We start from the raw sequence: 26,094 nt of genomic DNA on the forward strand, positions 1-26,094 counted from the left end.
GAGTCTCTCAGTGGGGTGGGCGGGATTGCTTTTGGGGGAACGGGAAATTCATGCGCGCCGGGGTTCCAGCGTCTGGCGGTAGATGGCCTCGCCCGATGCATCCTTGAGCTGCACGGTCAAAGCCTGGCTCCGGGCATCGACGTCGATCTGGCCGAAGAACTGCAGGCCCGCCAGCGGCGACAGCGTCTGGCCGGGCGGAGCGCCTTTGCTGAAGACGACCTGCGGGCCGAAGGTGTTGTCCATGGGCAGCGGCGCCGCCGTGCCGGCGTGGATGGGGCCGGCCACGAACTCCCAGAAAGGCTCGAAGTCACGGAACTGCGCGCGCGCCGGGTCGTAGTAATGTGCTGCCGCGTAGTGCACATCACCTGCGGTGAAGACCACGTTGCGCACCCGCCCGCGCGCCAGTTGGCGCAGCAGGCGGGCGATTTCCAGTTCGCGGCCCAGGGGCGGACCGTCTCCGTTGGCATTGTTTTCCATGACCTGGCTGCCCTGCGCGTCCTTCAACTGGCCGTCACGCACCAGGGTGCCCAGGGGCATGTCCAGCGAAATCACCTTCCACAGTGCACGCGAGGCCTTGAGTTCACGCAGCAGCCAGTCCACCTGGGTGTTGCCGAAGTAGGCCGTGTCCGCGCTCTCCTGCGGCTGCAGGTTGCTGCTGTTGCCACCCCGGTAGCTGCGCATGTCCGTCACGAACACGTCGAGCAGGGGACCGTAGGGAATGCGCCGGTAGATGCGTTCGGCCTCATCCTGCGCATGCCAGCGCATGGGCGCGTATTCCAGGAAGGCCCGGGTCCCGTAGGCCTGCAGGATGCCGAACTGCTTTTCGGTGTAGTCCTGCCAGGGCCCCAGATCCTTGGATGGGGACCAGTTGTTGGTCACCTCGTGGTCGCTCCAGTTCCAGACCTGCGCCACTTCGGCATTGAAACGGCGCAGGTGCTCGTCCATCAGGTTGTAGCTGTGGCAGCCGCGGAACTCGGCCAGGGTCTGTGCGGGCCGGGACCGTGCCGGCGTGACGATGTTCTTCCAGACCCGGCCGTCTTCGACCACCTTTTGCGCCGCCAGCGGCGTGGTGGCGTAGATCGTGTCCCCCGCATGCAGGAACAGGTCGGGCTCGGCGCGGCGCATGGTCTCGTACAGCGCCATGCCGCCCATGTCGGGGTGGGTGCCGAAGCCCTGGCCGCCCGTGTCGGCCGACCAGATGATGCGGACGTTGCGGCGCATGGCGGGCGCGCTTTGAAAGTGGCCTGCCACCCATTCGCTGGCCAGGGTGGGCTGCCCGGCATCCTGGAACTGGACGCGGTAGAAGATGGTCTGGCCGGGAGGCAGGCCCGTGAGGTCCACCCGGGCTGTCCAATCGCTCACGTCCAGGGCCAGCGGGCCCCTGACGGTGCGGGCGTCGGCAAAGCGCGGCGTCGTGTCCCATTGCACCTGCATGCGCGCGGGCCGGTCGGTAGCGCTCCAGACCATGGCGCGGCCGGGAACCACGTCGCCGCTCATGACCCCCTTGGCCAGGGTGGGGCGCTGGGCCTGCGGTGCGGTCTGCGCCCAGGCGGTGGCCGCCCGCCAAGGCAATGACAGGATGCCGCAGGCACCCGCAACCGAGCGCAGGACGGCCCTTCTTTTCAGCGGCGACCCCTCCGATATTCTCATTGCCGGTTTCTCTCGCGGTGTCCACGGGGCCGCAGGCGCGAGATATCACGGCACAGGGCATACCTGGAGCCGCCAGCTTAGGATACGAAAATGGCAGATTGATGACAGGCGGGCCTGTTGCGCCAGGGGGACAATAGGCCCATGGAAATCGAATTCAAGTTCAGCATCCCGCCCAAGCGCCTGGCGGCTGTGAAGGCGGCGGCGCGGCGCGGCGGCTCCTCGGCCATCCGCCTCGAGGCGCGCTATTTCGACACGGCGGAGAAGGCGCTGTCCTCGCGCGGCATCGCGCTGCGCCTGCGCAAGGAGGGCGAGCAATGGGTGCAGACCGTCAAAGCCATGGGCGATGGCCCGCTGGACCGGGAGGAGCACAACGTCACGCTCGATGCCCCGTCGCCGCTGGCGCGCCCCGCGCTGCATGCTGGGACCAGGGCGGGCGAACGCCTGCGCGCCGCGCTCGACAGCGCGGACGGCCCCCTGGTGGAAACCTACCGCACCGAGATCGACCGCACCACGCGCGATCTGGCCTTCCGGGGCGGCGTGGTCGAACTGGCTTTCGACCTGGGCCGCATCGTCGCCCACGGCGGCTCGCCACAGGAAAAAGAGACACCGGTCTGCGAGCTCGAGCTGGAGCTCAAGGAGGGCCCGGTGGCGGGCCTGGTGGAGGTGGCGACGCAGTGGGCGGCCCAGTATGGGCTGGTGCTGAACACGGTGTCCAAAGCCGAACGCGGCGAGCGGCTCATGGCCGAACACTGGGCCAGGCCGGCCGCCAAGGCACGCCCCATGGCGTCAGCCAAAAGCCGCAAGCAGTTTCTCCAGGGCCCGAACTTGCAGCGTGCTGCGGTGGCCAACTGCCTGGCGCAGATCCTGGCCAATGCCAGCGAGATCGTGGAGGGTTCGGGCGACGCCACCCATGTGCACCAGTTGCGCATCGGCATCCGCCGCCTGCGCACGGCCTTGCGCGAGCTCGACGCCCTGGCCCCGGGCCGTTTCGCCCCTGCCTGGGAGGCGCCCCTGGTGGATGCCTTCCGGGGCCTGGGCGAGTTGCGCGACCGCGACCAGGCGCTGGACGCGATCGGTGCCGAACTTCGCGAGGCGGGCGCACCGCCCGTGGGAGAACAAGCCGCCAGGGCAGCCAGCGCATCCCCGTTCGATATCGTCAGCGCACCGGCCCTGCAGGCCGCGCTGGTTGCGTTGATGGGATTCACGGCCCAGGGTTCGGGTCCGCAGGAAGACGAGGCGCTGGGCCCGGGACAGGCCCGCAAATGCCTGGACAAGCGGCTGCATGCGCTGCACGGCAAGATCCACAAGGACACCAGGCGCTTCGCATCGCTCTCGGCCGAGGAGCAGCACAGCGTGCGCAAGCGCTTGAAGCGCCTGCGCTTCCTGGCCGAATTCGTGGCGCCCGTGCTCGAAGGGGAGGGGGGCAAGTTCCTGGAAAGCCTGCAGCCGGCGCTGTCGGCGCTGGGGCGGCTCAACGACGAGCAGGTGGCCAGCGGCATCTACCGCGAGATGGCCGCCAGCGATCCCCAGGCCTGGTTCAGCGTCGGCTGGCTGGCGGCGCGCCGCGAGGGGGTGGTCAAGGCGACGAAGAAGGCGCTCGCCAATATCGGCGAGCCGCCCCGTTTTCGCCGGATCTGAAATCTACGTACGCTCAGGGCGTCAGCAGCGCATTGATGGCCTGCACGTCTTCGAGCGTGAGCGTGCCGGCGGCCTGGCGCAGCTTGAGCGTGCCCAAGAGCACGTTGTAGCGCGCCTGGGCCAGGTCGCGCTTGGTCTGGAACAGCTGGCTCTGGGCGTTGAGCACGTCGATGTTGATGCGCACACCCACCTGGTAGCCGAGCTTGTTGGCGTCGAGCGCGCTCTGGCTCGATGCCTCGGCGGCCTGCAGGGCCTGCACCTGGCCCTGGCCCGATTGAACGCCGAAGAAGGCGGCGCGCGTGGCCTGGGCGACGTTGCGGCGCGTGGTCTCCAGGTCGGCGCTGGCCTTTTCTTCCAGCGCCAGGGTTTCCTTGATGCGGTTCTGCACCGAGAAGCCGGCGAACAGCGGCAGGTTCAGGGCCAGGCCCACGCTGGCGTTGTTGGTGCGGCTGTTGATGCCCGGGGTGGTGATGGTGCCGGTGGGGTTGCGCTGGATGTTGTAGCCGGCCTGCAGGTCCACGGTGGGCAGGTGGCCGGTCTCGGCCTTCTTCGTTTCCAGGCGCGCGATATCGAGGGCGATCTGGGCCTGGCGCACGCCGGGCTGCAGTTCGCGCGCCGTGTCCACCCAGGTCACCACGTTGTCGGGCTGCACGGGCGGCAGTTGCAGGGGCAGTGCCAGCGGCTTGGGCTGGGTGCCGGTAATGCCCACCAGTTGGTCCAGCGCCAGCTTTTTCACACGCAGGTCGTTCTCGGCCGCGATCTCCTGGGCGATCACCAGGTCGTAGCGGGCCTGGGCCTCGCGCGAGTCGGTCACCGTGGAGGTGCCGACTTCGAAATTGCGCTTGGCCGAGGCCAGCTGCTCCGACACGGCGGCCTTCTGCGCCTGTACGAAGGTCAGCGTGTCCTGCGCGGCCAGCACGTCGAAGTAGGCCTGGCTCACGCGCACCAGCAGGTCCTGGCTGGCGGCATCGAGCTGGGCCTGGGCCACGTCCACGCCGCGCTGGGCCTGTTCCAGGTTGATGCGGTTGGCCGGGCGGTACAGGGGCTGCGAAGCGTTCACGCCCAGGGTCTGGGTGGTGGCGGTCTTCTCCACCGGCGGGCGGCTCACATCGGTGTTGGCGCGCGAGAGGCCGGCCGAGAGGCCGGCGCTGGGCAGCAGGCCGGCGCGGGCCTGGTCGGCGCGGCGCGCGGCCGCATCGAGCTGCAGCCGGGCCGATTGCCAGGAGGTGTCATAGGTGCGCGCGGACTCCAGCAGTTCCATCAGGCTCTGGGCCTGTGCGGGAGCGCACAAGGCCATGCCCAGCGCAAGGGACAGGGGAAGTAACCGAAACAACGGTGTCATGGGTGCCTTTCAGGAGAGTCTGCATGTCGAAGGGGTGCGAAAGCGGGCGCGCATCTCAGTAGCGGGGCACGGCCGGGTCGCGCTCGTGCGACCACGCGTCGATGCCGCCACTGATGTTGGCCAGGCGCTCGAAACCCTGTTGCTCCAGGAACGCCGCCACGCGCAGGCTGCGCGCACCGTGGTGGCACAGGCAGGCGATGGGCGTGCCCGCATCGCGGGCGGCATCGAGTTCGGCCAGGCGGCCGGTGAGCTGGCCCATGGGGATGGCCACCAGCTCGAACCCGTCAGCGCGCACGCTGGCCGTCTGCAGTTCCCAGGGCTCGCGCACATCCAGCACCACGGGCCGGCTGCCAGCGGGGGCGGTGGCGAACCAGGCGGCGAGTTGGGCGGGGCGGATGTGCTCGATCATGCAAAAAACTCCAGAAAAGGCAGGTCAGAAAGTGAAGCCGGAGGGTTCGGGGAAGTTCACCAGGCGCGGCGCGATGGTGTCCCAGGGCGACGTGGTCTCGAAGCGGTCGCCGCTGCGGCGGGTCAGGGTGAAGCGCATCACGGGATCGCTGCCCACGATGGCGCCCAGGCGGCCGCCATCGCGCAGTTGCGAGAGCAGGGCTTGGGGCACTTCGGCCACGGAGCCGCTGAGCACGATCACGTCGAAGGGGCCATCGGTGGCGCCTTGCGAGCCGTCGGCCAGGCGCACTTCGACATTGCGCACTTCAGCGCCAAGCAGGTTCTCACGGGCCATCTCGGCCAGTTCGGGCACGATTTCCAGCGACACCACGCTCTGGGCGCGGGCGGCCAGCAGGGCGGCCATGTAGCCGGAGCCGGCGCCGATCTCCAGCACGCGGTCGGTCGGCTTGATGGCCAGGTCCTGCAGCATGCGGGCTTCCACGCGCGGCTGCAGCATGCTGTGGCCGGCGCGCACGGCGTCCTCGGCATCGCTGCCCTGCAGAGGCACCTCGATGTCCATGAAGGCCATGCTGCGGTAAGCCGGCGGCACGAAGTCTTCGCGGCGCACCACGGCCAGCAGGTCGAGCACGTCGGCATCGAGCACGTTCCAGGGGCGGATCTGCTGCTCGATCATGTTGTAGCGGGCCTGGACGATGGGATCGTTGGGGTTGGCCGAGGTGTTCAGGGGCAAGGTCATGGAAGTTCTCCGTGGGGCGGGTGTCAGGACAAACCCTCGATTTTACGGGCCTCCGGGGTCGGTTGGCCGCGACCCATGCGCGCCAGGGCCCAGCGCGCCAGATCGTCCATGTAGCAATACACCACCGGCACGACCACCAAAGTGAGCAGCGAGGAGGTGATGACCCCCCCGATCACGGCCTGGCCCATGGGCGCGCGCTGCTCGGAACCCTCCGACAAAGCGAAGGCCAGCGGCACCATGCCGAAGATCATGGCCAGCGTGGTCATGAGGATGGGGCGCAGGCGCACGCGGGCGGCAAGCAGCAGGGCCTCGGCCCGGGGCAGGCCGGGCACGGTGGCGCCGCTGTCGTCCACATGCTCCTCGCGGGCGCGGATGGCGAAGTCCACCAGCAGGATGGCGTTCTTGGTCACCAGGCCCATGAGCATCACCACGCCGATGATGGAGAACATCGACAGGGTGGAGCGGAACATCATGAGCGCCAGCACCACGCCGATCAGCGTGAGCGGCAGCGAGGTCATGAGCGCCAGCGGCTGCAGAAAGCTCCTGAACTGGCTGGCCAGGATCATGTAGATGAAGACGATGGCCAGCACCAGGGCCGAGATGGCGTAGCCGAAGGATTCGGCCATGTTCTTGGTGGAGCCGCCGAACTGGTAGCGGTAGCCGGGCGGGAAGTGCACCTCGTCCAGCGCCTTCTTGATGTCGGCCGACACCTCGCCGGCCGAGCGCTGCGACACGTTGGCGTTGATGGCGACCTCGCGCGTCAGGTCGCGGCGGTTGATCTGGTTGGCTCCGGTGGACTCCCTCACCGCGGCCACCTGGTTCAGGCGCACGACGCGCGAGCTGCCATCGGCGGCCGAGGCCATGGCAAAGGGCAGGCGCTCCAGGTCCTGCGGGGCGGTGCGGGCCTCGGGTGCCAGGCGCACGTTCACGTCGTAGGTCTGGTCATCGGGCGCGCGCCAGTTGCCCACCGTGGTGCCGGCAACCAGGGTGCGCAGCGATGCCGCCATCTGCGCCACCGACAGGCCCAGGTCCGAGGCCGCGTCGCGCTTGATGTCCAGGGCGATCACCGGCTTGTTGGGCTTGGCGCTGGTATCGAGGTCCACCAGGCCGGGGATGGTGCGGATCTTCTCGGTCACGGCGCGCGTCAGGCGCTCCAGCTCCTGCAGGTCGGGGCCCTGCAGCGAGAACTCCACCTGCTTTTGCCCGCCCACGGCGTCGAGCAGGCCCACGTGCGTGACGGTGATGCCCGGCACGGTCTTCAGGCGCTCGCGCAGCACGTCGGACATGGCGTCCACGCTGCGCTCGCGGTCCTTGCGGTCCACCAGGCGCACGTAGATGCTGGCGTAGATCTTGCCCTGGGCATTGCCGGTGTTGATGGTGGACAGCGTGTAGCGCACCTCGGGCATCTCGTGCAGTATGGCCTCCACCTGGGCCGCCTTGGCCTCGGTGGCCTCCAGCGACGAGCCCACGGGCGTGTAGAAGTTGATCGAGGTCTCGGAGAAATCCGCCTTGGGCACGAACTCGGTGCCCAAGAGCGGCACCATGAAGATGCTCAGCACGAAGATGCCCACGGCGATCGCCATGGTGGTCAGCTTGTGCACCAGCGACCAGCGCAAAATGTGCTGGTAGCCCTCGGCCAGCGCATCGGTGGCGCGGTCGAACCAGCCCGTGACCCGGCCGATGGACTTGTCGTAGAAGGTGACGGGCTCGGTCTTCTGGCCATGGCTGTGGATGCTCGGGTCGTGCCAGATGCTCGACAGCATCGGATCGAGCGTGAAGCTCACGAACATCGAGATCATCACCGCCGCGACGATGGTGATGCCGAACTCGTGGAAAAACTTGCCGATGATGCCGCCCATGAAACCGATGGGCATGAACACCGCCACGATGGACAGGGTGGTGGCCAGCACCGCCAGGCCAATCTCCTGCGTGCCGTCCATGGCCGCGTCGTAGGCGCCTTTGCCCATCTGCACGTGGCGCACGATGTTCTCGCGCACCACGATGGCATCGTCGATCAAGAGGCCCACGCACAGGCTCAGCGCCATCAGCGTGATCATGTTGATGGTGAAGCCGAACATGTTCATGAACAGGAAGGTGCCGATCAGCGCGATCGGCAGCGTCAGCCCGGTGATGACGGTGGAGCGCCAGGAGTTCAGGAACAGGAAGACGATCAGCACCGTGAGGATGGCGCCCTCGATCAGCGTCTGGCGCACGTTGTTCACCGCCACGCGGATCGGACGGGCGCTGTCGCCGATGGTCTCCAGCCGCACGCCGGGTGGCAACTGGTTGCGCAGCTCCACCACCGCGGCGTTCAGGCCGTCCACCACCTCGATGGTGTTCTCGCCCTGCGACTTCTGCACCGACAGCAGCAGCGTGCGCTGGCCGTTGTACAGGGCCAGGCTCTCCACCTCCTGCGCGCCATCGTTGACGCGCGCCACCTGGTCCAGGCGCACGGGCGCGCCGTTCTTACGCGCCACGATGATGCGGCCGAAATCCTCGGGCCGCTGCATGCGCGCGTCGATCTGCACCACACGCTCCTGCGCCAGCGAGCGGATGGCGCCCACGGGCAGGTCCTGGTTCTCGTTGCGCACGGCACTGGCCACCTGGTCCGGCGTCACGCCGAAGGCTTCGAGCGCCTGCGGGTTCAGGTAGATGTTGATCTCGCGCTTGGTGGCGCCCACCAGGTTCACGGCGCCCACGCCGCGCACGTTCTCCAGGCGCTTCTTGAGGATCTGCTCGGCCCAGGTGGTCAGTTCCACCGCGCTGCGCGTGGTGCCTGCCTTCTCGTCCGGCAGCACGGCCAGCGACCACACGGCACGGCTGGCGGGGTCGAAGCGCAGCACGCGTGGCTCCTTGACCTCGGTGCGCAGCAGGGGGCGCACCGTGGCCACCTTCTCGCGCACGTCCTCGGCGGCCTTGCGGCCATCGATGTGCAACTGGAACTCGATGATGACGACGGCCGTGCCCTCGTAGCTGCGCGAGGTCAGGGCGTTGATGCCGGCGATCGAGTTGACGCCTTCCTCGATCTTCTTGGTGACCTCGCTCTCGACGATCTCGGGCGAGGCGCCCGGGTAGTCCACCGTGACCACCACCACCGGGAAGTCGATGTTGGGGAACTGATCCACCTTCAGGCGCTGGTACGAAAAGAGGCCCAGCACGACGATGGCGAGCATCACCATGGTGGCGAACACCGGGTTCTTGAGACTGACCTTGGTGAACCACATGGCGGATCAGGGCGCGGGGCGCGATGCGGCGGTCGCGGCGGAGGCCGCTGCAGCGGGGGCCGCCGCCGTGGTGACGGCCGTGCCTTCGCGCAACTGGCCCATGCGGCCCGAGACCACCACCGTGCCTTCGGGCGCGCCTTCGATGGCCACCACGGTCTGGCCATCGACCACGGCGCGAGCGCCGGCCTTGACCGGCAGGTAGGACACCTTGCCGTCCCGCACGGCCTGGATGTAGGGCGCGGGCTTGTCGGTGCGCACTGCGTCCAGCGGCACGGTCAGCACCTCGGCGCGGCCGGTGTCCAGCAGGCCCTGCACGAACAGGCCCTGGCGCAGCACGGGTGCGCCGCGGTTCTGCGCGATGGCCAGGTACACCGGCACCGTGCGGCTGCCGGCCTGGGCGCTGGGGTTGATGCGGGCCACCGTGGCCACCACGGGCTCGGTGCTGCCTTCGATCTGCAACTGCGCCTTCTGGCCCACGCGCACGGCCAGCGAGTCGGCCGGGCTCAGCAGGGCTTCGAGTTCCAGGCGTGACAGGTCGACCACCTCCAGCACGCGGCCATCGATGGGCATGCGCTCGCCGGGCTGGGCCAGGCGCTGCGACACCTGTCCCGTGATGGGGCTGCGCAGCACGGTGTCGTCCAGCGACTTCTTGGCCACGTCGGCGGCGGCCAGCGCGGCGCGGTAGGTCGATTGGGCCGACTCCAGGCTGGCCTGCGAGGTGACCAGCGCCGTGGCCGAGATGAAGCCCTGGTTCACCAGCGCCTGGTTGTTGGTGACCGTGCGCTGGTTGATGTCCACCTGCGCCCGGGCCGCATCGGCCTGCTGCTGCGCCTGGCGCAGGCGGGCCTGGGATTCGGTGGCCTCGATGCGGGCCAGCACCTGGCCGGCGCGCACGCTGTCGCCTTCGCGCACCGTGAGGCCCTGCAATTCACCGGCCACGCGCGCCTTGACCATGGCCGATTCGGTGGCGCGCAGCGAGCCGGACACCGGGATGCCCAGCACCAGGTTCCTGCGCACCACGCCCACCAGTTCGCTGGCGGCCAGCTGCATGGGCGCCTCGGCGCGCTGGCTGGCGGCCTGCGCCAGGGCCTTTTGCTGGGCCTGGCGTGCGGCCATGGCGCGCCATGCGCCACCGCCCACCAGCACGACAACGGCGGCCGCAGCCAGCCAGGGAATCCAGCGTTTCATGGTCAGGCCGCAGAGGAAGAGGAGGGGGGAGGGGAGGAGTACGCGGGCGCGAAAGGCCCTGTTTCCGGTCGGGCGCACAGGCCGTAGAGCACGTTGTCGACCTGCGCATCGATGAACTTCTCGGGCGCGAGATCCAGGGCATCGGGCATGCAGGCCGCCATGGTGTGCTTCCAGAGCATGAGAAAGATCATGGGCGCCAGCACCACGTGCACGGCGTGGTCGAGGTCCACCGGGCGGAACTCTCCCCGTTCCACGCCACGGCGCAGGATGCGTCGCACCAGGTCCTGGCCCGGCCGTATCACCTCCTGCTGGTAGAAGAGCGTGATCTCGGGAAAATTCTGCGATTCGCTGAACATCAGCTTGGTGATGCCCGACGCCTTGGTGGCGCCGATGCGCTCCCACCAGACCTGGTAGCAGTAGCGCAGCAGCTCGCCGGTCGTGCCCTCGAAGGTTTCGAGTTCGTGGCTCCATTCCTCGAAACGGCCGGCGATGTTCTGGCGCACCACGGCCTTGAACAGCTCTTCCTTGCTCGGAAAGTAGAGGAACAGGGTGCCCTTGGACACCCCGGCGCGCGCAGCCACGTCGTCCACCCGGGTCGCGGCAAAGCCTTTCTCGACGAACAGGTCGAGCGCCGCTTCCAGCAGTTCGCCGGGGCGGGCTTCCTTGCGGCGCTCGCGTTTGGTGCCGGCAGAAGGGGTGGTGGGGGCGGTGCTCAAAGGGCCTTCTAAATTAATGACTGACTGGTTAGTAATATAGCAAGCACCGCCGGGCGCGTCAATTGAGCGATGCCATCGCCCATGCAGAAAGCATTGAGGGCGCACGGGTTCGGGTAAACCCCGGGCCATCCACCCAAGCTGCCCGCAAGGCCGCTTGTGGGCCCGGCAGCAGCCCGCCCCAAGACAGTGCAGCAGGTCTCGAAAAGCCCTATCCGTGTGCGCAATCATGCTCCAAAAAAGGGAGCGCCTTGGGCCTTGCCACTCTCTTGCGCAAATGTCCTTAAAACAGGACCAATCAGGCTTAAATGTCTTATTGACAGGACATTAGGCATGTACCACCATGCGGGCCATGTCCTCGTCGTCCAAGCTGCCGCTGCCCAAGTACCACCAGATCTACCTGGTGCTGCGCGAGCAGCTGCAGGAGGGCCACTTCGCCGCCGGCCTGCCGGGCGAACTGGCGCTGATGCAGCAGTTCTCGGTGGCCCGTGTCACAGTGCGCCGCGCTTTGGAACTGCTGCAGGGCGAGGGCCTGATCTCGCGCGAACCCGGCCGGGGCACCCGCCCCGTGGTCGCGTCCGCTGCAGAGCAGGGCCTGCCCCAGGGCAGCCTGCACAGCAACCGCGCCCAGCTCACCGGCCTGCTGGAAAACCTGGTCAGCATGGGCCTGCGCACCTCGGTCAAGGTGCTCGACGTGGAGACCGTGACCGCCTCGCGCGCCGTGGCCGGTGCCCTGCAGATCGCCGTGGGCGATGCCGTGCAGAAGGCGGTGCGGGTGCGCAGCACGCGCGAAGGCCCGCTCTCGCACATCACCACCTATGTGCCGGCCGACATCGCCCGCCAGTTCGGCCGGCGCGAGCTGGCGCGCAAGCCCATCCTGGTGCTGCTGGAGGAATCGGGCGTCAGGGTGGGGCGTGCCCACCAGACCATTTCCGCCAAGCTGGCCGACGCCGTGGTGGCGCGCCACCTCGACGTGGCGGTGGGCTCGGCCCTGCTGGCCGTGCGCCGCCTGATCTACGACGACCAGGAGCGCCCCGTGCAATGGCTGCACGGCCTGTACCGGCCGGACCGCTACGAATACGAAATGCAGCTGTCCCGCGTGGGCAGCATCGATGCCAAGGTCTGGGTCAGCAAAGAGCTGTCGGCCCAGTTCCACTGAAGAACACAACAACCACCCCGACCCACCATCCAAGGAGTACGCCCATGAGCAATCGCCGCCATTTCCTGTCCCAGTCGGCCGCCGCCGCATCGGCCCTGGCCTTCCCCCTGGTGGGCGGCGCGCAGGCCAAGGCCGTCAAGGTGGGCGTACTGCACCCGGTGACGGGCGCGCTGGCCTATTCGGGCCAGCAGTGCCGAGAGGGCGCGGTGATGGCCATCGAGGACATCAACAAGGCCGGCGGCATCAAGTCCCTGGGCGGTGCCAAGCTCGAGGCCCTGCTGGGCGACGCGCAGTCGCAGCCCCAGGCCGGTGCGGCCGAGGTCGAGAAGATGAACGAGGCCGGCGTGTCCGCCGTGGTGGGCGCCTTTGCCTCCGCCATCTGCCTGGCGACCACGCAGGCCGCCGCCAAGTACAACCTGCCGCACATCGTGGACGTGGGCGTGGCCGACCAGATCGTGGAGCGCGGCCTGAAGAACACCTTCCGCTTCGGCCCCGGCTACAAGAAGTGCACCGAGACCGCCATGGCCAACCTGCACGTGCTCAACACCGCGGCCGGCAAGCCCGCCAAGACGGTGATGGTGATCCACGAGGAGTCGCTGTTCGGCTCGGGCACGGCGCAGCTGCTGTCGCGCGAGCTGCCGGGCTATGGCTACGAGGTCAAGGAGGTGGTCAAGCACGCCAACCCCACGCGCGACTTCAACAACATCGTGCTGCGCATGAAGGCGGTGAACCCCGACATCGTGATCCCCGCCAACTACTACAACGAGTACGCGCTGCTGGTGCGCACCATGCAGCAGCAGAAGGTCACGCCCAAGGCCATCTACTCGGTGCTGGGTGGTGCCGCGTCGAGTTACAAGTTCGTCAAGGAGTTCCCGGAGGCAGCCAACGGCATCATCGACTGCAACCACTGGTTCAACCCCAAGGACAAGCGCGCCCAGGACCTCAAGAAGCGCGTGGAGGCCAAGGGCCTGTTCTTCAGCTACGAGCTGTTCATGACCTACACCAGCATGTGGCTGCTGGCCGATGCGCTGGAGCGCGCCAAGTCCGCGGACCGCGCCGCCATCATCGACGCGCTGGAAAAGAGCACGTTTGCCGAGCACATCATGCCCTACGGCCCCACGAAGTTCGTGGCCGGGCAGAACCAGGGCGCCCAGCCGCTGATGACCCAGGTGCTGAACAAGGACATCAAGGTCATCATCCCGCGCGACTACCGCGAAGCGGACCCGCTCTTCCCGCTGAAAGCCTGAGAACTCCCACTTTTCGGCCATGCACAGGCTCGCGAGGCACCAGAAATCGCTGGTGCCCGGCCGCGCCTTCGCCTGAATGCCGCGCACACCACCTCCATGTTCGATCTCAGCATTCTCTTCCCCTCGGTCCTCAATGGGCTGACGACCGGCGCGGTCTACGCGCTGATCGCACTGGGCCTCACCTTGATCTACGGCGTGCTGCACATCATCAACTTCGCGCACGGCGCGTCGCTGATGCTGGCGCTGTACGCCGTCTACCTGCTCAAGCAGCACTGGGGGATCGACCCCTACTTGGCGCTGCCCATCCTCGTGCCCGGCATGTTCGTGCTGGGCTATGGGCTGCAGCGCGTGGTCATCAACCGCGCCAGCCACGGCAAGGACGAGAACATCCTGCTGGTCACGCTGGGCATCTCCATCGTGATGGAGAACCTGGCCCTGCTGTTCTTCAAGTCCGACACGCGCACCATCGAGACGGCCTACACCCTGACCACCGTGGCCATCGGCCCGGCCATGATCGCGCTGCCCAAGCTGGTGTCCTTCGCCGGGGCGCTGGTGGTCTCGGGCCTGCTGCTGTGGATCGTGGGGCGCACCGACCTGGGCCGCGCCATCCGCGCCGTGGCGCGCGAGAAGCACGGCGCCAAGCTCATGGGCATCCATGTGGACCATGTCTACGCCATGAGCTTCGGCATCGGCCTGGCCTGCCTGGGCGCGGCCGCATGCTTTCTGCTGCCGGCCTACTACGTCAACCCGCAGGTGGGCAGCGGCTTCGTGCTGGTGGCCTTCACCATCGTCGTGCTCGGCGGCATGGGCAGCTTTGCCGGTGCGCTGGTGGGTGGGCTGTTGATCGGGGTGGTGGAGTCGCTCGGTGGCCTGTACCTGGGCGAGTCGCTGGGACAGATCGGCATCTTCGCCATCTTCATTGCCGTGTTGCTGTTCCGCCCGCAGGGCCTGTTCGGAGCCCGGCAATGAAACAGCTCGCATCCATCGCAGTCTTCGTGCTGGCCGTCTCGGCCATCACCCTGGCGTCCGATTCGGGCGTGCTGCTCAACTTCGTCATGATGTCCCTGTACGCGGCGCTGCTGGCACAGGCCTGGAACATCCTGGGCGGCTTCGGCGGGCAGTTCTCGTTCGGCCACGCGCTGTTCTTCGGCACGGGGGCCTACATCCAGGCCATCGCGCAGATGCAGGGCGGCATCAACCCCTGGCTGGCCCTGCCCATGGCGGTGGGTGGCAGCGCGCTGGTGGGGCTGTTCGTGGGCGGGCTGTCGTTCCGCTATGGGCTCAAGGGCTCGTACTTCGCGCTGGTCACGCTGGCGTTCGCCGAGGTGTTCCGCATCCTGGCGCTGTCGGTGCCGTTCACCGGCGCGGGCGTGGGGCTGATGCTGCCGCTCAAGGAATCGCTCTCCAACATGCAGTTCGGCTCGCGCAAGGGCTATGTCTTCCTGATCCTGGCGCTGGTCACCCTGGCGCTGTTGGCCAGCTGGTGGCTGCGCAACTCGCGCTTCGGCGCCTGGCTGCAGGCCGTGCGCGACAACGAGGATGCGGCCCGCGCCGTGGGCGTCAACCCCTTCCGCGTCAAACTGGGTGCCATCGCGCTGTCGGGCGGCTTCATGGGCGCGGCCGGGGCGTTCTATGTGCAGGTGTTCCAGTACATCGACCCGGGCATCGCCTACGGCTCGGCCACGTCGGTGGAGGCCTTGGTGGCGGCCATCGTGGGCGGCATCGGTACCGTCTGGGGTCCGGTTCTCGGCGCCCTGGTATTGCACGTGCTGGCGGACCTCACGCGCAACCTGTTCGGCCAACTGCCCGGGATCAACATGGTGATCTACGGCACGGTGCTGGTGCTCATCGTCATGTTCCTGCCGCGCGGCATCGCGGGGCTGGGCCAGTCGGTGGTGGACCTGTGGAAACGATCGGGAGGCCGCCATGGCCAATGAACTGTTGACCCTTAGCGGCGTGGGCAAGTCCTTCGGCGGCCTCAAGGCCGTGCAGAACGTGAGCCTCGCCGTGCCCGAAGGCACGCTGACGGCGCTGATCGGCCCCAACGGCGCCGGCAAGACCACCTTGTTCGCGCTGATGAGCGGCTTCGTGCGGCCCGACACGGGCAGCGTGCGCCTGGCCGGGCAGGGCATCACCGGCCAGGCCCCGTACCTGAATGCCCGGCTGGGCATGGCGCGCACCTTCCAGATCGTGCAGCCCTTCGCTGCCCAGACCGTGCGCGAGAACATCGCCGTGGGCGCCCACCTGCACGAGCCGCGCCGCGCCGCCGCCCTGGCACTGGCCACCGACGTGGCCGCACGTGTGGGCCTGGCCGCGCAACTGGACAAGCCCGCCTCGGACCTCACCGTGGCCGGGCGCAAGCGGCTGGAGCTGGCGCGAGCCCTGGCCACCCGGCCGCGCCTCTTGCTGCTCGACGAGGTGCTGGCCGGACTCAACCCGCAGGAGATTGCCGAGATGATTCCCGTGGTGCGCGGCATTGCAGAGGGCGGCGTGACGGTGCTGATGATCGAGCACGTCATGCAGGCCGTGATGAACCTGGCCGAGCACGTGTGGGTGCTGGCCCAGGGCCAGTTGATCGCAGAGGGCAGCCCCGCGGCCGTGACCTCCGACGAACGCGTGATCGAGGCCTACCTGGGCCATGGCACGGCCGCGCGCCTGCGCGCCGCCGCCGCGAAGGAGGCCGCATGAACACGGCTCCCTTGCTCGGCATCACCGGCCTGCGCGGCGGCTATGGCCGCGTCGAGGTGCTGCGCGGTGTCGACCTCACGGTCAACCCTGGCGAAACCGTGGCCCTGCTGGGCAGCAATGGCGCCGGCAAGTCCACCCTCAACAACGTGGTCTGCGGCATCTACAAGGCCTGGGCCGGCACGGTCGCCTTCGGCGGCACGGACCTGAGCGGCGCGCACTACACCGAGGTCGTCAAGGCCGGGCTGATCCAGGTGCCCGAGGGGCGCAAGATCTTCCCCAATCTCAGCGTGCTGGAGAACCTCTCGCTGGGCAGCTTCACCCGCGCCCGCGAACGCCGGGCCGAGAACATCGACAAGGTGTTCGCGACCTTCCCGCGCCTGAAGGAGCGCACCGGCCAGTTGGCCGGCACCATGAGCGGCGGCGAGCAGCAGATGCTGGCCATCGGCCGCGGCCTCATGGCCGAGCCGCGCCTCTTGATCCTGGACGAGCCCTCGCTGGGCCTGTCGCCCCTGCTGGTCGAAGAGATGTTCGGCCTGATACGCCAGCTGCGCGCAACCGGCCTGGCCGTGCTGCTGGTCGAGCAGAACGTCGGCCAGTCGCTGGAGATCGCCGACCGCGCCTATGTGATGGAAAACGGGAGCATCCGCTTTGCCGGCGCCCCTGACGAACTGCTGCGCAGCGACGAACTGCGCCGGGCCTACCTGGGCCTCTGACAAAAAGGAGACAACCACATGACCATTCCACGCCGCAACCTGCTGCTGGCCTTGCCCGCAGTGCTCCCCTTCAGCCACGCCCTGGCCCAGAGCAACGCGCCCATCCGCATCCTGGTGGGCGCGCCCGCCGGCGGCTCCACCGACACCCTGGCGCGCAACCTGGCCAATGAGATGGGCCGCCAGCTCGGCCGCACCGTGGTGGTGGAGAACCGCCCCGGCGCGGGCGGCAACATCGCCGCCGAGGCCGTGGCCAAGGCCGCGCCCGACGGCAACACGCTGCTGATGAGCTTCACGAGCCATGCCATCAACGCCAGCCTGTACCCCTCGCTGCCCTTCGATCCGATCAAGGACTTCACGCCACTCACCTGTGTGGCCACCTCGCCCTCGATCCTGGTGGCCAACCCCTCGGTGCCGGCCAGGGACGTGCGCGAGCTGATCGCGTTGGCCAAGGCGCGGCCGGGCAAGCTCAACTTCGCGATCGGCGCCGTGGGCTCCTCTCTGCACCTGGCGGGCGATGCCTTCAAGATGCAGTCGGGCGCCTACATCGTCAACATTCCCTACCGCGGCACGGCCCCGGCGCTGCAAGATGTGCTGGCAGGGCAGGTGGAGCTGATGTTCGCCGCGGTGGGCAATGCCCAGGCCCAGGTGCGGGCGGGCAAGCTCCGGGCGCTCGGCGTCACCAGCGCCAGGCGCCTGCCGGCCTTCCCGGACGTGCCCGCGATTTCCGAGGTGCTGCCGGGATACGAGTCGAGCGCCTGGTTCGGCCTGTTCGGGCCGGGGAACATGGCCCCCGAGTTGGCCAAGCGCCTGAGCGACGCGGCCCGCCAGGCCATCGCCACGCCCGAGGTGAAGAAGCGCCTGGAGACTGAGGGGGCCGTGCCCGTGGGCAACAGCCCCGAGGAATTCGCGCGCTTCGTGCAGGCCGAGATTCCGCGCTGGGCCAAGGTCGTGCGCTTTGCCGGAGCCAAGCCCGAATGAGCTCCCCGCCCAGCACCCTGGCACAGAAGCTGGTGGCCCGCGCGAGCGGGCGCACTGGCGTCACGCCGGGTGAGATCGTGAACTGCAGCGTGGACCTGGCCATGTTCCACGATTCGTCCGGCCCGCGCCGGCTCAAGCCCATGCTCGACGAGCTCGGGGCCCGTATCTGGGACAAGTCGCGCGTGGTGCTGGTCATGGACCACTACCTGCCCGAGCGCGACGAGGAGTCGCGCCGCATCGTGCGCATCGCACGCGACTGGGCACAGGAGCAGGCCTTGCCCCACGTCTACGACGGCCAGGGCATCTGCCACGTGGTGGTGCCGCAGCACGGCCACATTCGCCCCGGCATGTTCTGCGTGGGCGGGGATTCGCATTCGCCCACGGGCGGGGCCTTTGGCGCCTACATGTTCGGCATCGGCAGCACCGAGATGCTGGGCGTGGTGGTCACCGGCGAGATCTGGCTGCGCGTGCCGCACACCCTGCAGATGCACTGGGGCGGGCACCTGGCCCCCGGCGTGACCGCCAAGGACATGATGCTGCACATGATCGGCCGCTTCGGCATGAACGGCGGCCAGTACCAGGCGGTGGAGTTTGCCGGCCCGGCCGTGCAGGCCTTGTCGATGCAGGAGCGCATGACGCTCTCCAACATGAGCGCCGAGCTGGGCGCGCAGGCTGGCCTGATCGCCCCCGACGCGACCACGCGCGACTGGCTGGCGGCCCATGGCGTGCCCCCGTCGGACCTACAAGGCCTGGACGCCTGGAGGACCGACCCCGGCGCGCCGCTCACCCGCCACGATTTCGACGCCGATACCCTGGCACCCCAGGTGGCGGCGCCCCACAGTCCCGCCAATACCGCTGCGGTGGGCCAGCATGCGGGCACGCACATCGACGTGGCCTACATCGGCGCCTGCACGGGCGCCAAGCTCGACGACCTGCGCGCCGCAGCCAGTGTGCTGCGCGGCCAGCGCGTGGCCAGCGGTGTGCGGCTGATGGTGGCGCCCGCCAGCCAGCAGGACCAGGCTGCGGCCCGCGATGAGGGTGTGCTGCAGGTGCTGCAGGACGCCGGGGCCGAGCTGTTCCCGACCACCTGCGGCGCCTGCGCCGGCTATGGCGACACGGTGGGCGACGGCACCACCGTGATCTCCAGCACGGCGCGCAACTTCAAGGGGCGCATGGGCTCGGCCACGGCCCAGGTGTACCTGGCCTCGCCCTACACGGTGGCCGCATCGGCCCTCAGGGGCCGGATTGCCGACCCGCGCGAGGTGCTGGCATGAGCGGCGCACCGTTGCACAGGGTCTGGAAGCTCGGTGCCGACATCGACACCGACGTGCTGGCCCCGGGCCACGCGATGAAGCATGGCATCGAGGTGCTGGCGCGCCATTGCCTGGAGTCGGTGCGCCCGGACTTCGTGGGCGGCGTGCGCCAGGGCGACGTGATCGTGGCCGGACCCAATTTCGGCATCGGCTCCTCGCGCGAGCAGGCCGCCGCCGTGCTGGTGCGCCTGGGCATCGTGGCGGTCGTCGCGCCCTCGTTCAGCGGCCTGTACTTTCGCAACGCCTTCAACCTGGGCCTGCTGCTGCTGACCTGCCCCGAGGCGGGCCGCGTGGCCGAGGGCGAGCGGATCGCACTGGACTGGCAGGCCCCGGCGGCGCTCACCGCAGACGGCACGCGTCTGGCGTGCGACCCGATTCCCCCGTTTCTCATGGACATGGTGCGCGCTGGCGGGCTGATGAACCAGCTGCGCGCCCGATTTGGCAAGGAGGCCGTGAATGGCTGAACACACAACCACTACCAGCAGCATGGACCCCGTCACCCTCGCGGTGCTGCGCGGGCGGCTCGAACAGATCGCCGACGAAATGGACGCCACGCTCTACCGCAGCGCGTTCAACCCCATCATCGCCGAGGCGCACGACGCCTGCCACGGCCTGTACGACGCCACCAGCGGCGACACCCTGGTGCAGGGCAAGTCGGGCCTGCCGGTCTTCGTGGGGGCCATGGCCTTTGCCGTGCGTGCGGCCATGCAGGCCGCCAGCGGGCGGGGTGGCATGGTGGAGGGCGATACCTGGCTGTTCAACGACCCCTACGAGGGCGGCACGCACGCCAACGACTTCAAGCTGGTGCGGCCGTTCTTCCGTGGCGGCAGGCTGTACTGCTTTCTCGCCTCGGCCGCGCACTGGCACGACGTGGGCGGCAACGTGCCCGGCAACTACAACCCCGCCGCCACGGAGTGCTGGCAGGAGGCGGTGCAGATACCGCCCGTGCGCATCGTGCGCGGCGGCGCGCTCGACGAGGACGTGCTGGCCATCCTCAAGGCCAACACCCGGCTGCCCGACAGCCTGTGGGGCGACCTCAACGGCCAGCTCTCGGCCCTGGACCTGGGCGAGCGGCGCCTGCATGACTTGCTCGACCAGTACGGCGACGGCGTGGTGCTGCAGGCCATGGGCGAGCTGCGCACGCGCGCCGTCAGGCTCATGCGCTCGCACATCGCGGCGCTGCCCGACGGGCGTTACAGCTTCAGCGACATGCTGGACAACGACGGCGTGAAGGACGAGGCGCTGACCATCGCCCTGGACATGACGGTGCACGGCGACCGGCTCACGCTCGACTTCTCGCGCACATCGCCCCAGTGCGCCGGGCCGGTCAATATCTCGCGCGCCACGGCCATCGCGGCCTGCTACGTGGCGCTCAAGCACCTGTTTCCCGATGTGCCGGCCAATGCCGGCGTGCTCGACGCGGTGGACTTCGTGCTGCCCGACGGCCTGTTGATCAGCGCCGCGCGCCCGCGCCCGGTGGGTGGCTACACCGAGACCATCTTGCGCATGATCGACGTGATCTTCAGCGCCACGGCCCTGGCCGCGCCCGAGCGCGCCATGGCCCAGGCCTACGGCACCATCAACGCCCTGTCCATCGCCGGGCACCGAACAGACCCAGCGCGCAAGGGCCAGCGCTGGGTGATGTTCAGCTTCTTCGGCGGCGGCCACGGCGGCCATTCGGATGGCGACGGCATGAGCCACGGCAATGCGCCCATCTCTACCGCGACGATTCCGCCGCTGGAGATTTTGGAGGCGGCCTACCCGGTGCGCTTCACCCAGTGGGCGCTGCGCCCGGGCTCGGGCGGCGACGGCCAGCACCGGGGCGGCCTGGGGGCCATCTACGAGATCGAGCTGCTGGAGCAGGATGCCGAGGTCTTCATCTTCGGCGAGCGCGGCAAAGCCGCGCCCCAGGGCATTGCCGGGGGCGGGGAGGGTGCCCTGAACGTCTTCAGCTACGAGAACGCGGGCGAGTGGAAGACCCCGCCCATGCGCTCCAAGATGATCGGCATCAAGCTGAAACAGGGCGAGCGCGTGCGCCTGGAGACCCCGGGCGGGGGCGGCTATGGTGCACCGGCGGCGCGGGCAGCGATGGCGCGCCAGAGCGACGCGGCGATGGGTTATGTGGTGGGCGATAGCGCAGCAGCAGTGAAAGGCGCAGCATGAGCGGCAAGGCTTCCTTTGTGGTGGGGGTGGACGTGGGTGGCACCTTCACCGATCTTTTCGTGCTCGACGAGGCGGACGGCAGCGCCCGCATCGTCAAGGTGCCCTCCACCCGCGGGGAAGAGGCGCGCGGCTTCATGAACGGCGTGGCGCGCGTGGCAGATTCGGCGGGCGCAATCGCCACCATCGTGCACGGCACCACGGTGGGCACCAATGCGCTGCTGGAGCGCAAGGTGGCGCGCACCGGCATCATCACCACGCGCGGCTTTCGCGACGTGCTGGAGATGCGCCGCCGCGACCGCCCGCAGACCTGGGGCCTGCGCGGCAGCTTCGAGCCCATCGTGCCGCGCGACCTGCGCCTGGAGGTGGACGAGCGCGTGCTGGCCGACGGCACGGTGCACACACCGGTCGACCTGGACCAGGTGAAAGCCCAGGCCCAGGCATTGCTCGATGCTGGTTGCGAAGCCGTCTGCGTGTTCTTCATCAACACCTATGCCAACCCGGCCAACGAGCAGGCAGCCGTGGCCGCCGTGCGCAGCCTCTGGCCCAATGCCCACGTGACCGCGGCCAGCGAGGTGCTGCCCGAGATCCGCGAGTTCGAGCGCTGCTCCACCGCCACGCTCAATGCCGCCTTGCAGCCCGTGGTGGGCAGCTACCTGGAGCGGCTGGAGGGTGACCTGCGCGCCCAGGGCTTTGATGGCGAGCTGCTCATCGTGCAGAGCAACGGCGGTGTGATGTCGCGCCAGACGGCCTGCGACGTGCCGGTGCGCACGGCGCTGTCGGGCCCGGCGGCGGGAGTGATCGCCTGCGCGGCCATCGCGCGGGCGGCGGGCTTCCCCGATGCGATCACGGGCGACATGGGGGGCACTTCGTTCGACGTGTCGCTGGTGACGGGCGGCGAGGCGGCCCTGGCGGCGCAGACCTCCATCGAATTCGGCATGGTGGTGCGCTCGCCCATGATCCAGATCGAGACCATTGGCGCGGGCGGCGGCTCCATCGCCTCGGTGGACGCCAGCGGGATGCTGCAGGTGGGCCCTGAGTCGGCCGGCAGCGTGCCCGGCCCCGCCTGCTACGGGCGCGGCAACACCCGGCCCACGGTGACCGATGCCAACGTGCTGCTGGGCCGCATCGCGGCCGACCGGCCGCTGGGTGGCGGCCTGTTGGCCGCCATGGATGCTGCCAAATCGCGCGATGCCATCGAGACCCATGTGGCACTTCCCCTGGGCCTGGACGTGATGGCCGCTGCCGAGGCCATCCTCACCGTGGCCAATGCCAAGATGGCCGGCGCCGTGCGCGTGGTCTCCATCGAGCGGGGGCACGACCCGCGCCAGTTCGCCTACATGCCTTTTGGAGGCGGTGGCGCCCTGCATGTGTGCGCCATGATGCGCGAGGTGGGCGTGGGCACGGGCATCGTGCCGCGCTACCCGGGCGTCACCTCGGCCCTGGGCTGCGTGATGGCCGACATGCGCCACGACGCCGTGCAGACCCTGAACAAGCCCCTGGCCGAGCTGGACGTGGCCGACCTGCGCCAGCGCGTGCAGGCCCTGTCCGAGGCCTGCCAGCAGCGCCTGGATTCGGCGGGCGTGCAGTTCGTGCAGGTGCAGGAGATCATTGCGCTGGACATGCTCTACGCCGGGCAGACGCACACGGTGCAGGTGCCGCTCGCCGCAGAGGCACTCCACCGCGAGGGCATCCAGGCAGCGTTCGAGGCCGCCTACCGCGCCGCCTTCGGCCGCGTGCTGGCCGGTATCGCCGTGCGGGTGATGAACCTGCGCTACGCACGCGTGGGTGTGCGCCCCAAATTCGACCTCACGGTGCTCGCCCCGCAATCGACCACGCTGAACCCGCCGCTGGGCGTGCAGCGCGTGTTCCATGCCGGCCAGTGGTGGGACGCCGTGCGCCACGCGCGGCTGGACCTGCCCGTGGGCACCCGCATCGAAGGACCGGCCATCCTGGAGCAACCCGACACCACGGTGTGGCTGGAGCCGGGCTTTCACGCCACGGTGGACACGCTGGGCAACCTGCTGGTGCGTGCAGCATGAGCAGCGCCGCCGCTCCCCTGCACCCCCGGCGCGTGGCGCTGGTAGTGATCGACCTGCAAAACGACTTTCTCGCGCCCGATGGCGCCTATGCGCGCGGTGGCGCCGTGAGCCCGGCCGCGCAGCTGCTGCCGCCGCGCGTGGCCCAGGTGGCCCAGGCCGTCAAGTCGGGCGGCGGCCTGGTGGCGGGCAGCCAGTTCACGCTGTGGCCGGACGCTGAGGGCGAGCCCATGGTCTCGCCCCACCTCAAGGAACTGCGGCCCTTTCTGCGCCGCGGCGACTTCGCCCCCGGCGGCACGGGCCAGGCCCATGTGCCCGAGATCGCGCCCTGGGTGGACGTTTCGGTCTGCAAGGTGGCGTATTCGGCGTTCTTCAACACCCAGCTCGACTGGGTGCTGCGCCGCGCGGGCATCGACACCGTGGCCGTGTGCGGCATCGTCACCAATGGTGGCGTGGCCAGCACGGTGCGCGACGCCCACATGCGCGACTACCGCACGCTGGTGCTGTCGGACGGCTGCGCCGCCTTCCGCCAGGAGGTGCACGACACCGCGCTGGCCGACATGGCCAACGTGGCGCAGGTGCTGAGCTGCGCGGACTTCATTGCGGCCCTGGCGGCCGGCACACCATGACGGGCCTGTCGCCCACCATCCGCCGCGCCGACCGCATGCCTGCGGCCGCGCAGGACAACCATGTGCCCGTGGCCATCATCGGCGGCGGGGCCTGCGGCCTCACGGCCGCGCTGGTGCTGCACGACCTGGGGGTGGACTGCGCCGTGCTGGAGCGCGATGCCACGCCCACCGGCTCCTCGGCTCTGTCCTCGGGCTTCATCCCCGCACCGGCCACGCAGGTGCAGCGGGAGCTGGGCATTGACGACAGTCCCGAGCGCTTTGCCGCCGACATCGGTGCCAAGGCCAAGGGCAGGGCGGCGCCGCACCTGGTGCAGGCCTATGCCCGGGCCATCGGCCCGGCGCTGGACGCGCTGCAGCAGCGCCATGGCCTGCAATGGCAGGTGCTCGATGGTTTTCTGTACCCCGGCCACAGCGTGCGGCGCATGCATGCCGTGCCCGAGAAGACCGGCGTAGGCCTGATGGGCCGCCTGGCCAATGCCGCGGCGGCGGCCGACATTCCCCTGGTGACCGACGCCACCGTGCGCGAGCTGTGGGCCGATGACACGGGCCTGGTGATCGGCGTGGGCTACGAGCGGCCCGATGGCACGCTGGAGCATCTGTCGTGCGACGCTGCCATCCTGGCCTGCAACGGATTTGGCGGCAATGCCGCCATGGTGCGCGAACTGCTGCCCGAAATGCGCGACGCCCTGTTCGCAGGCCATACGGGCAACGACGGCAGCGCGATCGCCTGGGGCCGTGCGCTGGGTGCCCGCCTGGCCGACCTGGGCGGCTACCAGGGCCATGGTTCCTGGGCCATCCCCCAGGGAGCGCTGATTTCCTGGGCGCTGATGATGGAAGGCGGGATCCAGGTCAATGCCCTGGGCCGGCGCTTCCATGACGAGACACAGGGCTATTCCGAGGCCTCGGTCCATGTCCTGGCCCAGCCCGGTGGCGTGGCCTGGAATGTGTTCGATGGGCCCATCCTGGCGCTGGCGCGCGGCTTTCCGGATTTCGTGGATGCCGAGGCGGCTGGTGCCGTCAAGCATTGCGACAGCGTGACGGCCTTGGCCGCCGTGATCGGCTGCGACGAGTCGGCGCTGGCGGCCACGCTGGCGGGGCAGGACCCGCAGCCGCGTGCGGCGGCACGGCCGCTGCAGGCGCCGTTCTGCGCCGTCAAGGTCACGGGTGCCTTGTTCCATACCCAGGGCGGGCTCGACATCGATGCGAAATGCCGGGTGCTCGACGCGATGGGCCGGCCGTTTCCCAACCTGCTGGCTGCCGGCGGTGCGGCGCGCGGCGTCTCGGGCGATGCCGTCTGGGGTTATCTCTCCGGCAACGGCCTGTTGAGCGCCGTGGCCGGCGGCTTCATTGCCGCCCACACCGCCGCCCGCCAACTGCTACCCACCAACGGCACCACTCCATGACCGCGACCTCCTTGAACGAACGGCTGCAGCAGCCGAACATCCTTCTGGCCCCTGGCATCTACGACGCGCTGAGCGCCCTGGTGGCCGAGCAGGCGGGCTTCGAGGCGCTGTATCTCTCGGGCGCTTCCATCGCCTACACCCGGCTGGGCCGCTCCGACGTGGGCCTGACCACCTACACCGAGGTGGAGGACACGCTGGCGCGCATCACCGAGCGCGTGCGCACACATGTCATCGTGGATGCCGACACCGGCTTCGGCAACGCCCTGAACGTGCAGCGCACCGTGCGCGGCTTCGAGCGCGCAGGCGCCGCCATGGTGCAGATCGAGGACCAGGGCTTTCCCAAGCGCTGCGGCCACCTGGACGGCAAGACCGTGGTGCCCGTTGCCGAGATGTGCGGCAAGCTGCGCGCCGCACTCGACGCGCGGCGCGATGCCCGCACCCTCATCCTGGCGCGCACCGATGCGATCGCGGTCGAGGGCATCGAGGCCGCCTTCGAGCGCGCCGAGCGCTACCTCGAATGCGGGGTGGACGCACTGTTCATCGAGGCCCTGCGCACGCCCGGGCAGATGGACGCCGCCTGCCAGCGCTTCGCCCACCGCATTCCCCTGCTGGCCAACATGGTCGAGGGCGGCAAAACCCCCGTGCAGAACGCGCAGGAGCTGGGCGGGCGCGGCTTTCGCATCGCCATCTTCCCCGGCGGCACGGCGCGGGCCGTGGCCCACACGCTGCAGGGCTACTACGCCAGCCTGCACACGCACCAGACCACGGCGCCGTACAGAGAGCGGATGCTGGACTTCGACGGGCTCAATGCGTTGATTGGGACGCCTGAGTTGATGGAGCAGGGCCGCAAGTACGAATAGCCCCGC

General features: G+C 69.1%; 22 protein-coding genes. 15 read left to right on the forward strand and 7 right to left on the reverse strand.

Annotation, left to right across the window (positions count from 1 at the left end; translation table 11 throughout):
- Window positions 1-48: 48 nt before the first annotated feature.
- Complete coding sequence (locus tag AC07X5_RS09795) at window positions 49-1,572, reverse strand: alkaline phosphatase D family protein (RefSeq protein WP_494769959.1); 1,524 nt, start codon at window positions 1,570-1,572, stop codon at window positions 49-51.
- A 219-nt stretch (window positions 1,573-1,791) separates the two neighbouring features.
- On the opposite strand from AC07X5_RS09795, the gene AC07X5_RS09800 reads away from it, so the two are divergent.
- Window positions 1,792-3,288, forward strand: a complete 1,497-nt coding sequence (locus tag AC07X5_RS09800) for a CYTH and CHAD domain-containing protein (protein ID WP_494769960.1) — start codon at window positions 1,792-1,794, stop codon at window positions 3,286-3,288.
- Between the two features lie 13 nt (window positions 3,289-3,301).
- Here AC07X5_RS09800 and AC07X5_RS09805 read toward each other — a convergent pair whose 3' ends face one another.
- From AC07X5_RS09805 to AC07X5_RS09830, 6 genes are read right to left on the reverse strand one after another with little or no spacing between them, the layout of a single operon-like run.
- The gene (locus AC07X5_RS09805; RefSeq protein ID WP_494769961.1) at window positions 3,302-4,630 is read right to left on the reverse strand and encodes a TolC family outer membrane protein; all 1,329 of its coding nucleotides are present in this window, start codon (window positions 4,628-4,630) and stop codon (window positions 3,302-3,304) included.
- Between the two features lie 55 nt (window positions 4,631-4,685).
- A complete protein-coding gene (locus AC07X5_RS09810) occupies window positions 4,686-5,039 on the reverse strand; it encodes a rhodanese-like domain-containing protein (protein WP_409957229.1) in 354 nt (117 codons plus the stop codon).
- 24 nt (window positions 5,040-5,063) lie between these two features.
- Window positions 5,064-5,774 (reverse strand): protein-L-isoaspartate O-methyltransferase family protein, encoded by a 711-nt coding sequence (locus tag AC07X5_RS09815; RefSeq protein WP_409957228.1) that lies wholly within the window; start codon window positions 5,772-5,774, stop codon window positions 5,064-5,066.
- A gap of 23 nt (window positions 5,775-5,797) precedes the next feature.
- Entirely contained in the window at window positions 5,798-8,998 is a 3,201-nt protein-coding gene (locus AC07X5_RS09820) for an efflux RND transporter permease subunit (protein ID WP_494769962.1), read from the reverse strand.
- A 6-nt stretch (window positions 8,999-9,004) separates the two neighbouring features.
- Window positions 9,005-10,186 carry an efflux RND transporter periplasmic adaptor subunit gene (locus AC07X5_RS09825; protein ID WP_494769963.1) on the reverse strand — a complete coding sequence of 394 codons (1,182 nt, stop codon included), beginning with the start codon at window positions 10,184-10,186 and terminating at the stop codon, window positions 9,005-9,007.
- A 2-nt stretch (window positions 10,187-10,188) separates the two neighbouring features.
- A complete protein-coding gene (locus AC07X5_RS09830) occupies window positions 10,189-10,902 on the reverse strand; it encodes a TetR/AcrR family transcriptional regulator (protein ID WP_494769964.1) in 714 nt (237 codons plus the stop codon).
- A 340-nt stretch (window positions 10,903-11,242) separates the two neighbouring features.
- Here AC07X5_RS09830 and AC07X5_RS09835 point away from each other — a divergent pair, with 340 nt between their 5' ends.
- From AC07X5_RS09835 to AC07X5_RS09900, 14 genes are all read left to right on the forward strand, one after another.
- Window positions 11,243-12,058 carry a GntR family transcriptional regulator gene (locus AC07X5_RS09835; RefSeq protein WP_494769965.1) on the forward strand — a complete coding sequence of 272 codons (816 nt, stop codon included), beginning with the start codon at window positions 11,243-11,245 and terminating at the stop codon, window positions 12,056-12,058.
- 44 nt (window positions 12,059-12,102) lie between these two features.
- The gene (locus AC07X5_RS09840) at window positions 12,103-13,305 is read left to right on the forward strand and encodes an ABC transporter substrate-binding protein (protein WP_494769966.1); all 1,203 of its coding nucleotides are present in this window, start codon (window positions 12,103-12,105) and stop codon (window positions 13,303-13,305) included.
- Window positions 13,306-13,401: 96 nt separating this feature from the next.
- Complete coding sequence (locus AC07X5_RS09845) at window positions 13,402-14,274, forward strand: branched-chain amino acid ABC transporter permease (protein WP_494769967.1); 873 nt, start codon at window positions 13,402-13,404, stop codon at window positions 14,272-14,274.
- Complete coding sequence (locus tag AC07X5_RS09850; RefSeq protein ID WP_494769968.1) at window positions 14,271-15,242, forward strand: branched-chain amino acid ABC transporter permease; 972 nt, start codon at window positions 14,271-14,273, stop codon at window positions 15,240-15,242. The genes AC07X5_RS09845 and AC07X5_RS09850 overlap by 4 nt, the downstream gene beginning before the upstream one ends.
- On the forward strand, window positions 15,232-15,993 hold the full coding sequence (locus tag AC07X5_RS09855) for an ABC transporter ATP-binding protein (protein ID WP_494769969.1): 762 nt from the start codon (window positions 15,232-15,234) through the stop codon (window positions 15,991-15,993). Before AC07X5_RS09850 ends, AC07X5_RS09855 begins: the two co-directional genes overlap by 11 nt.
- A complete protein-coding gene (locus tag AC07X5_RS09860) occupies window positions 15,990-16,706 on the forward strand; it encodes an ABC transporter ATP-binding protein (protein WP_494769970.1) in 717 nt (238 codons plus the stop codon). The genes AC07X5_RS09855 and AC07X5_RS09860 overlap by 4 nt, the downstream gene beginning before the upstream one ends.
- Window positions 16,707-16,724: 18 nt before the next feature.
- Window positions 16,725-17,684 carry a tripartite tricarboxylate transporter substrate binding protein gene (locus AC07X5_RS09865; protein WP_494769971.1) on the forward strand — a complete coding sequence of 320 codons (960 nt, stop codon included), beginning with the start codon at window positions 16,725-16,727 and terminating at the stop codon, window positions 17,682-17,684.
- A complete protein-coding gene (locus AC07X5_RS09870) occupies window positions 17,681-18,958 on the forward strand; it encodes a 3-isopropylmalate dehydratase large subunit (RefSeq protein WP_494769972.1) in 1,278 nt (425 codons plus the stop codon). The genes AC07X5_RS09865 and AC07X5_RS09870 overlap by 4 nt, the downstream gene beginning before the upstream one ends.
- Window positions 18,955-19,461 (forward strand): LeuD/DmdB family oxidoreductase small subunit, encoded by a 507-nt coding sequence (locus AC07X5_RS09875; protein WP_494769973.1) that lies wholly within the window; start codon window positions 18,955-18,957, stop codon window positions 19,459-19,461. The genes AC07X5_RS09870 and AC07X5_RS09875 overlap by 4 nt, the downstream gene beginning before the upstream one ends.
- Window positions 19,454-21,160 carry a hydantoinase B/oxoprolinase family protein gene (locus AC07X5_RS09880; RefSeq protein ID WP_494769974.1) on the forward strand — a complete coding sequence of 569 codons (1,707 nt, stop codon included), beginning with the start codon at window positions 19,454-19,456 and terminating at the stop codon, window positions 21,158-21,160. Before AC07X5_RS09875 ends, AC07X5_RS09880 begins: the two co-directional genes overlap by 8 nt.
- Window positions 21,157-23,199 carry a hydantoinase/oxoprolinase family protein gene (locus tag AC07X5_RS09885; RefSeq protein ID WP_494769975.1) on the forward strand — a complete coding sequence of 681 codons (2,043 nt, stop codon included), beginning with the start codon at window positions 21,157-21,159 and terminating at the stop codon, window positions 23,197-23,199. The genes AC07X5_RS09880 and AC07X5_RS09885 overlap by 4 nt, the downstream gene beginning before the upstream one ends.
- Complete coding sequence (locus tag AC07X5_RS09890) at window positions 23,196-23,825, forward strand: cysteine hydrolase family protein (RefSeq protein WP_494769976.1); 630 nt, start codon at window positions 23,196-23,198, stop codon at window positions 23,823-23,825. Before AC07X5_RS09885 ends, AC07X5_RS09890 begins: the two co-directional genes overlap by 4 nt.
- Window positions 23,822-25,228 (forward strand): FAD-dependent oxidoreductase, encoded by a 1,407-nt coding sequence (locus AC07X5_RS09895; protein ID WP_494769977.1) that lies wholly within the window; start codon window positions 23,822-23,824, stop codon window positions 25,226-25,228. The genes AC07X5_RS09890 and AC07X5_RS09895 overlap by 4 nt, the downstream gene beginning before the upstream one ends.
- Complete coding sequence (locus AC07X5_RS09900; RefSeq protein WP_494769978.1) at window positions 25,225-26,088, forward strand: isocitrate lyase/PEP mutase family protein; 864 nt, start codon at window positions 25,225-25,227, stop codon at window positions 26,086-26,088. Before AC07X5_RS09895 ends, AC07X5_RS09900 begins: the two co-directional genes overlap by 4 nt.
- Window positions 26,089-26,094: the final 6 nt, after the last annotated feature.

Source organism: Acidovorax sp. GW458-11-26-14-TSB4 (assembly GCF_059423865.1).

What these genes read in the sequence shown, in the direction of transcription:
- AC07X5_RS09805 (WP_494769961.1), bottom strand. Translation starts at nt 4,630, where the DNA reads ATGACACCGTTGTTTCGGTTACTTCCCCTGTCCCTTGCGCTGGGCATG.
- AC07X5_RS09810 (WP_409957229.1), bottom strand. Translation starts at nt 5,039, where the DNA reads ATGATCGAGCACATCCGCCCCGCCCAACTCGCCGCCTGGTTCGCCACC.
- AC07X5_RS09835 (WP_494769965.1), top strand. Translation starts at nt 11,243, where the DNA reads ATGCGGGCCATGTCCTCGTCGTCCAAGCTGCCGCTGCCCAAGTACCAC.
- AC07X5_RS09870 (WP_494769972.1), top strand. Translation starts at nt 17,681, where the DNA reads ATGAGCTCCCCGCCCAGCACCCTGGCACAGAAGCTGGTGGCCCGCGCG.
- AC07X5_RS09845 (WP_494769967.1), top strand. Translation starts at nt 13,402, where the DNA reads ATGTTCGATCTCAGCATTCTCTTCCCCTCGGTCCTCAATGGGCTGACG.
- AC07X5_RS09860 (WP_494769970.1), top strand. Translation starts at nt 15,990, where the DNA reads ATGAACACGGCTCCCTTGCTCGGCATCACCGGCCTGCGCGGCGGCTAT.
- AC07X5_RS09895 (WP_494769977.1), top strand. Translation starts at nt 23,822, where the DNA reads ATGACGGGCCTGTCGCCCACCATCCGCCGCGCCGACCGCATGCCTGCG.
- AC07X5_RS09815 (WP_409957228.1), bottom strand. Translation starts at nt 5,774, where the DNA reads ATGACCTTGCCCCTGAACACCTCGGCCAACCCCAACGATCCCATCGTC.
- AC07X5_RS09890 (WP_494769976.1), top strand. Translation starts at nt 23,196, where the DNA reads ATGAGCAGCGCCGCCGCTCCCCTGCACCCCCGGCGCGTGGCGCTGGTA.
- AC07X5_RS09800 (WP_494769960.1), top strand. Translation starts at nt 1,792, where the DNA reads ATGGAAATCGAATTCAAGTTCAGCATCCCGCCCAAGCGCCTGGCGGCT.
- AC07X5_RS09850 (WP_494769968.1), top strand. Translation starts at nt 14,271, where the DNA reads ATGAAACAGCTCGCATCCATCGCAGTCTTCGTGCTGGCCGTCTCGGCC.
- AC07X5_RS09865 (WP_494769971.1), top strand. Translation starts at nt 16,725, where the DNA reads ATGACCATTCCACGCCGCAACCTGCTGCTGGCCTTGCCCGCAGTGCTC.
- AC07X5_RS09885 (WP_494769975.1), top strand. Translation starts at nt 21,157, where the DNA reads ATGAGCGGCAAGGCTTCCTTTGTGGTGGGGGTGGACGTGGGTGGCACC.
- AC07X5_RS09900 (WP_494769978.1), top strand. Translation starts at nt 25,225, where the DNA reads ATGACCGCGACCTCCTTGAACGAACGGCTGCAGCAGCCGAACATCCTT.
- AC07X5_RS09820 (WP_494769962.1), bottom strand. Translation starts at nt 8,998, where the DNA reads ATGTGGTTCACCAAGGTCAGTCTCAAGAACCCGGTGTTCGCCACCATG.
- AC07X5_RS09840 (WP_494769966.1), top strand. Translation starts at nt 12,103, where the DNA reads ATGAGCAATCGCCGCCATTTCCTGTCCCAGTCGGCCGCCGCCGCATCG.
- AC07X5_RS09880 (WP_494769974.1), top strand. Translation starts at nt 19,454, where the DNA reads ATGGCTGAACACACAACCACTACCAGCAGCATGGACCCCGTCACCCTC.
- AC07X5_RS09875 (WP_494769973.1), top strand. Translation starts at nt 18,955, where the DNA reads ATGAGCGGCGCACCGTTGCACAGGGTCTGGAAGCTCGGTGCCGACATC.
- AC07X5_RS09825 (WP_494769963.1), bottom strand. Translation starts at nt 10,186, where the DNA reads ATGAAACGCTGGATTCCCTGGCTGGCTGCGGCCGCCGTTGTCGTGCTG.
- AC07X5_RS09855 (WP_494769969.1), top strand. Translation starts at nt 15,232, where the DNA reads ATGGCCAATGAACTGTTGACCCTTAGCGGCGTGGGCAAGTCCTTCGGC.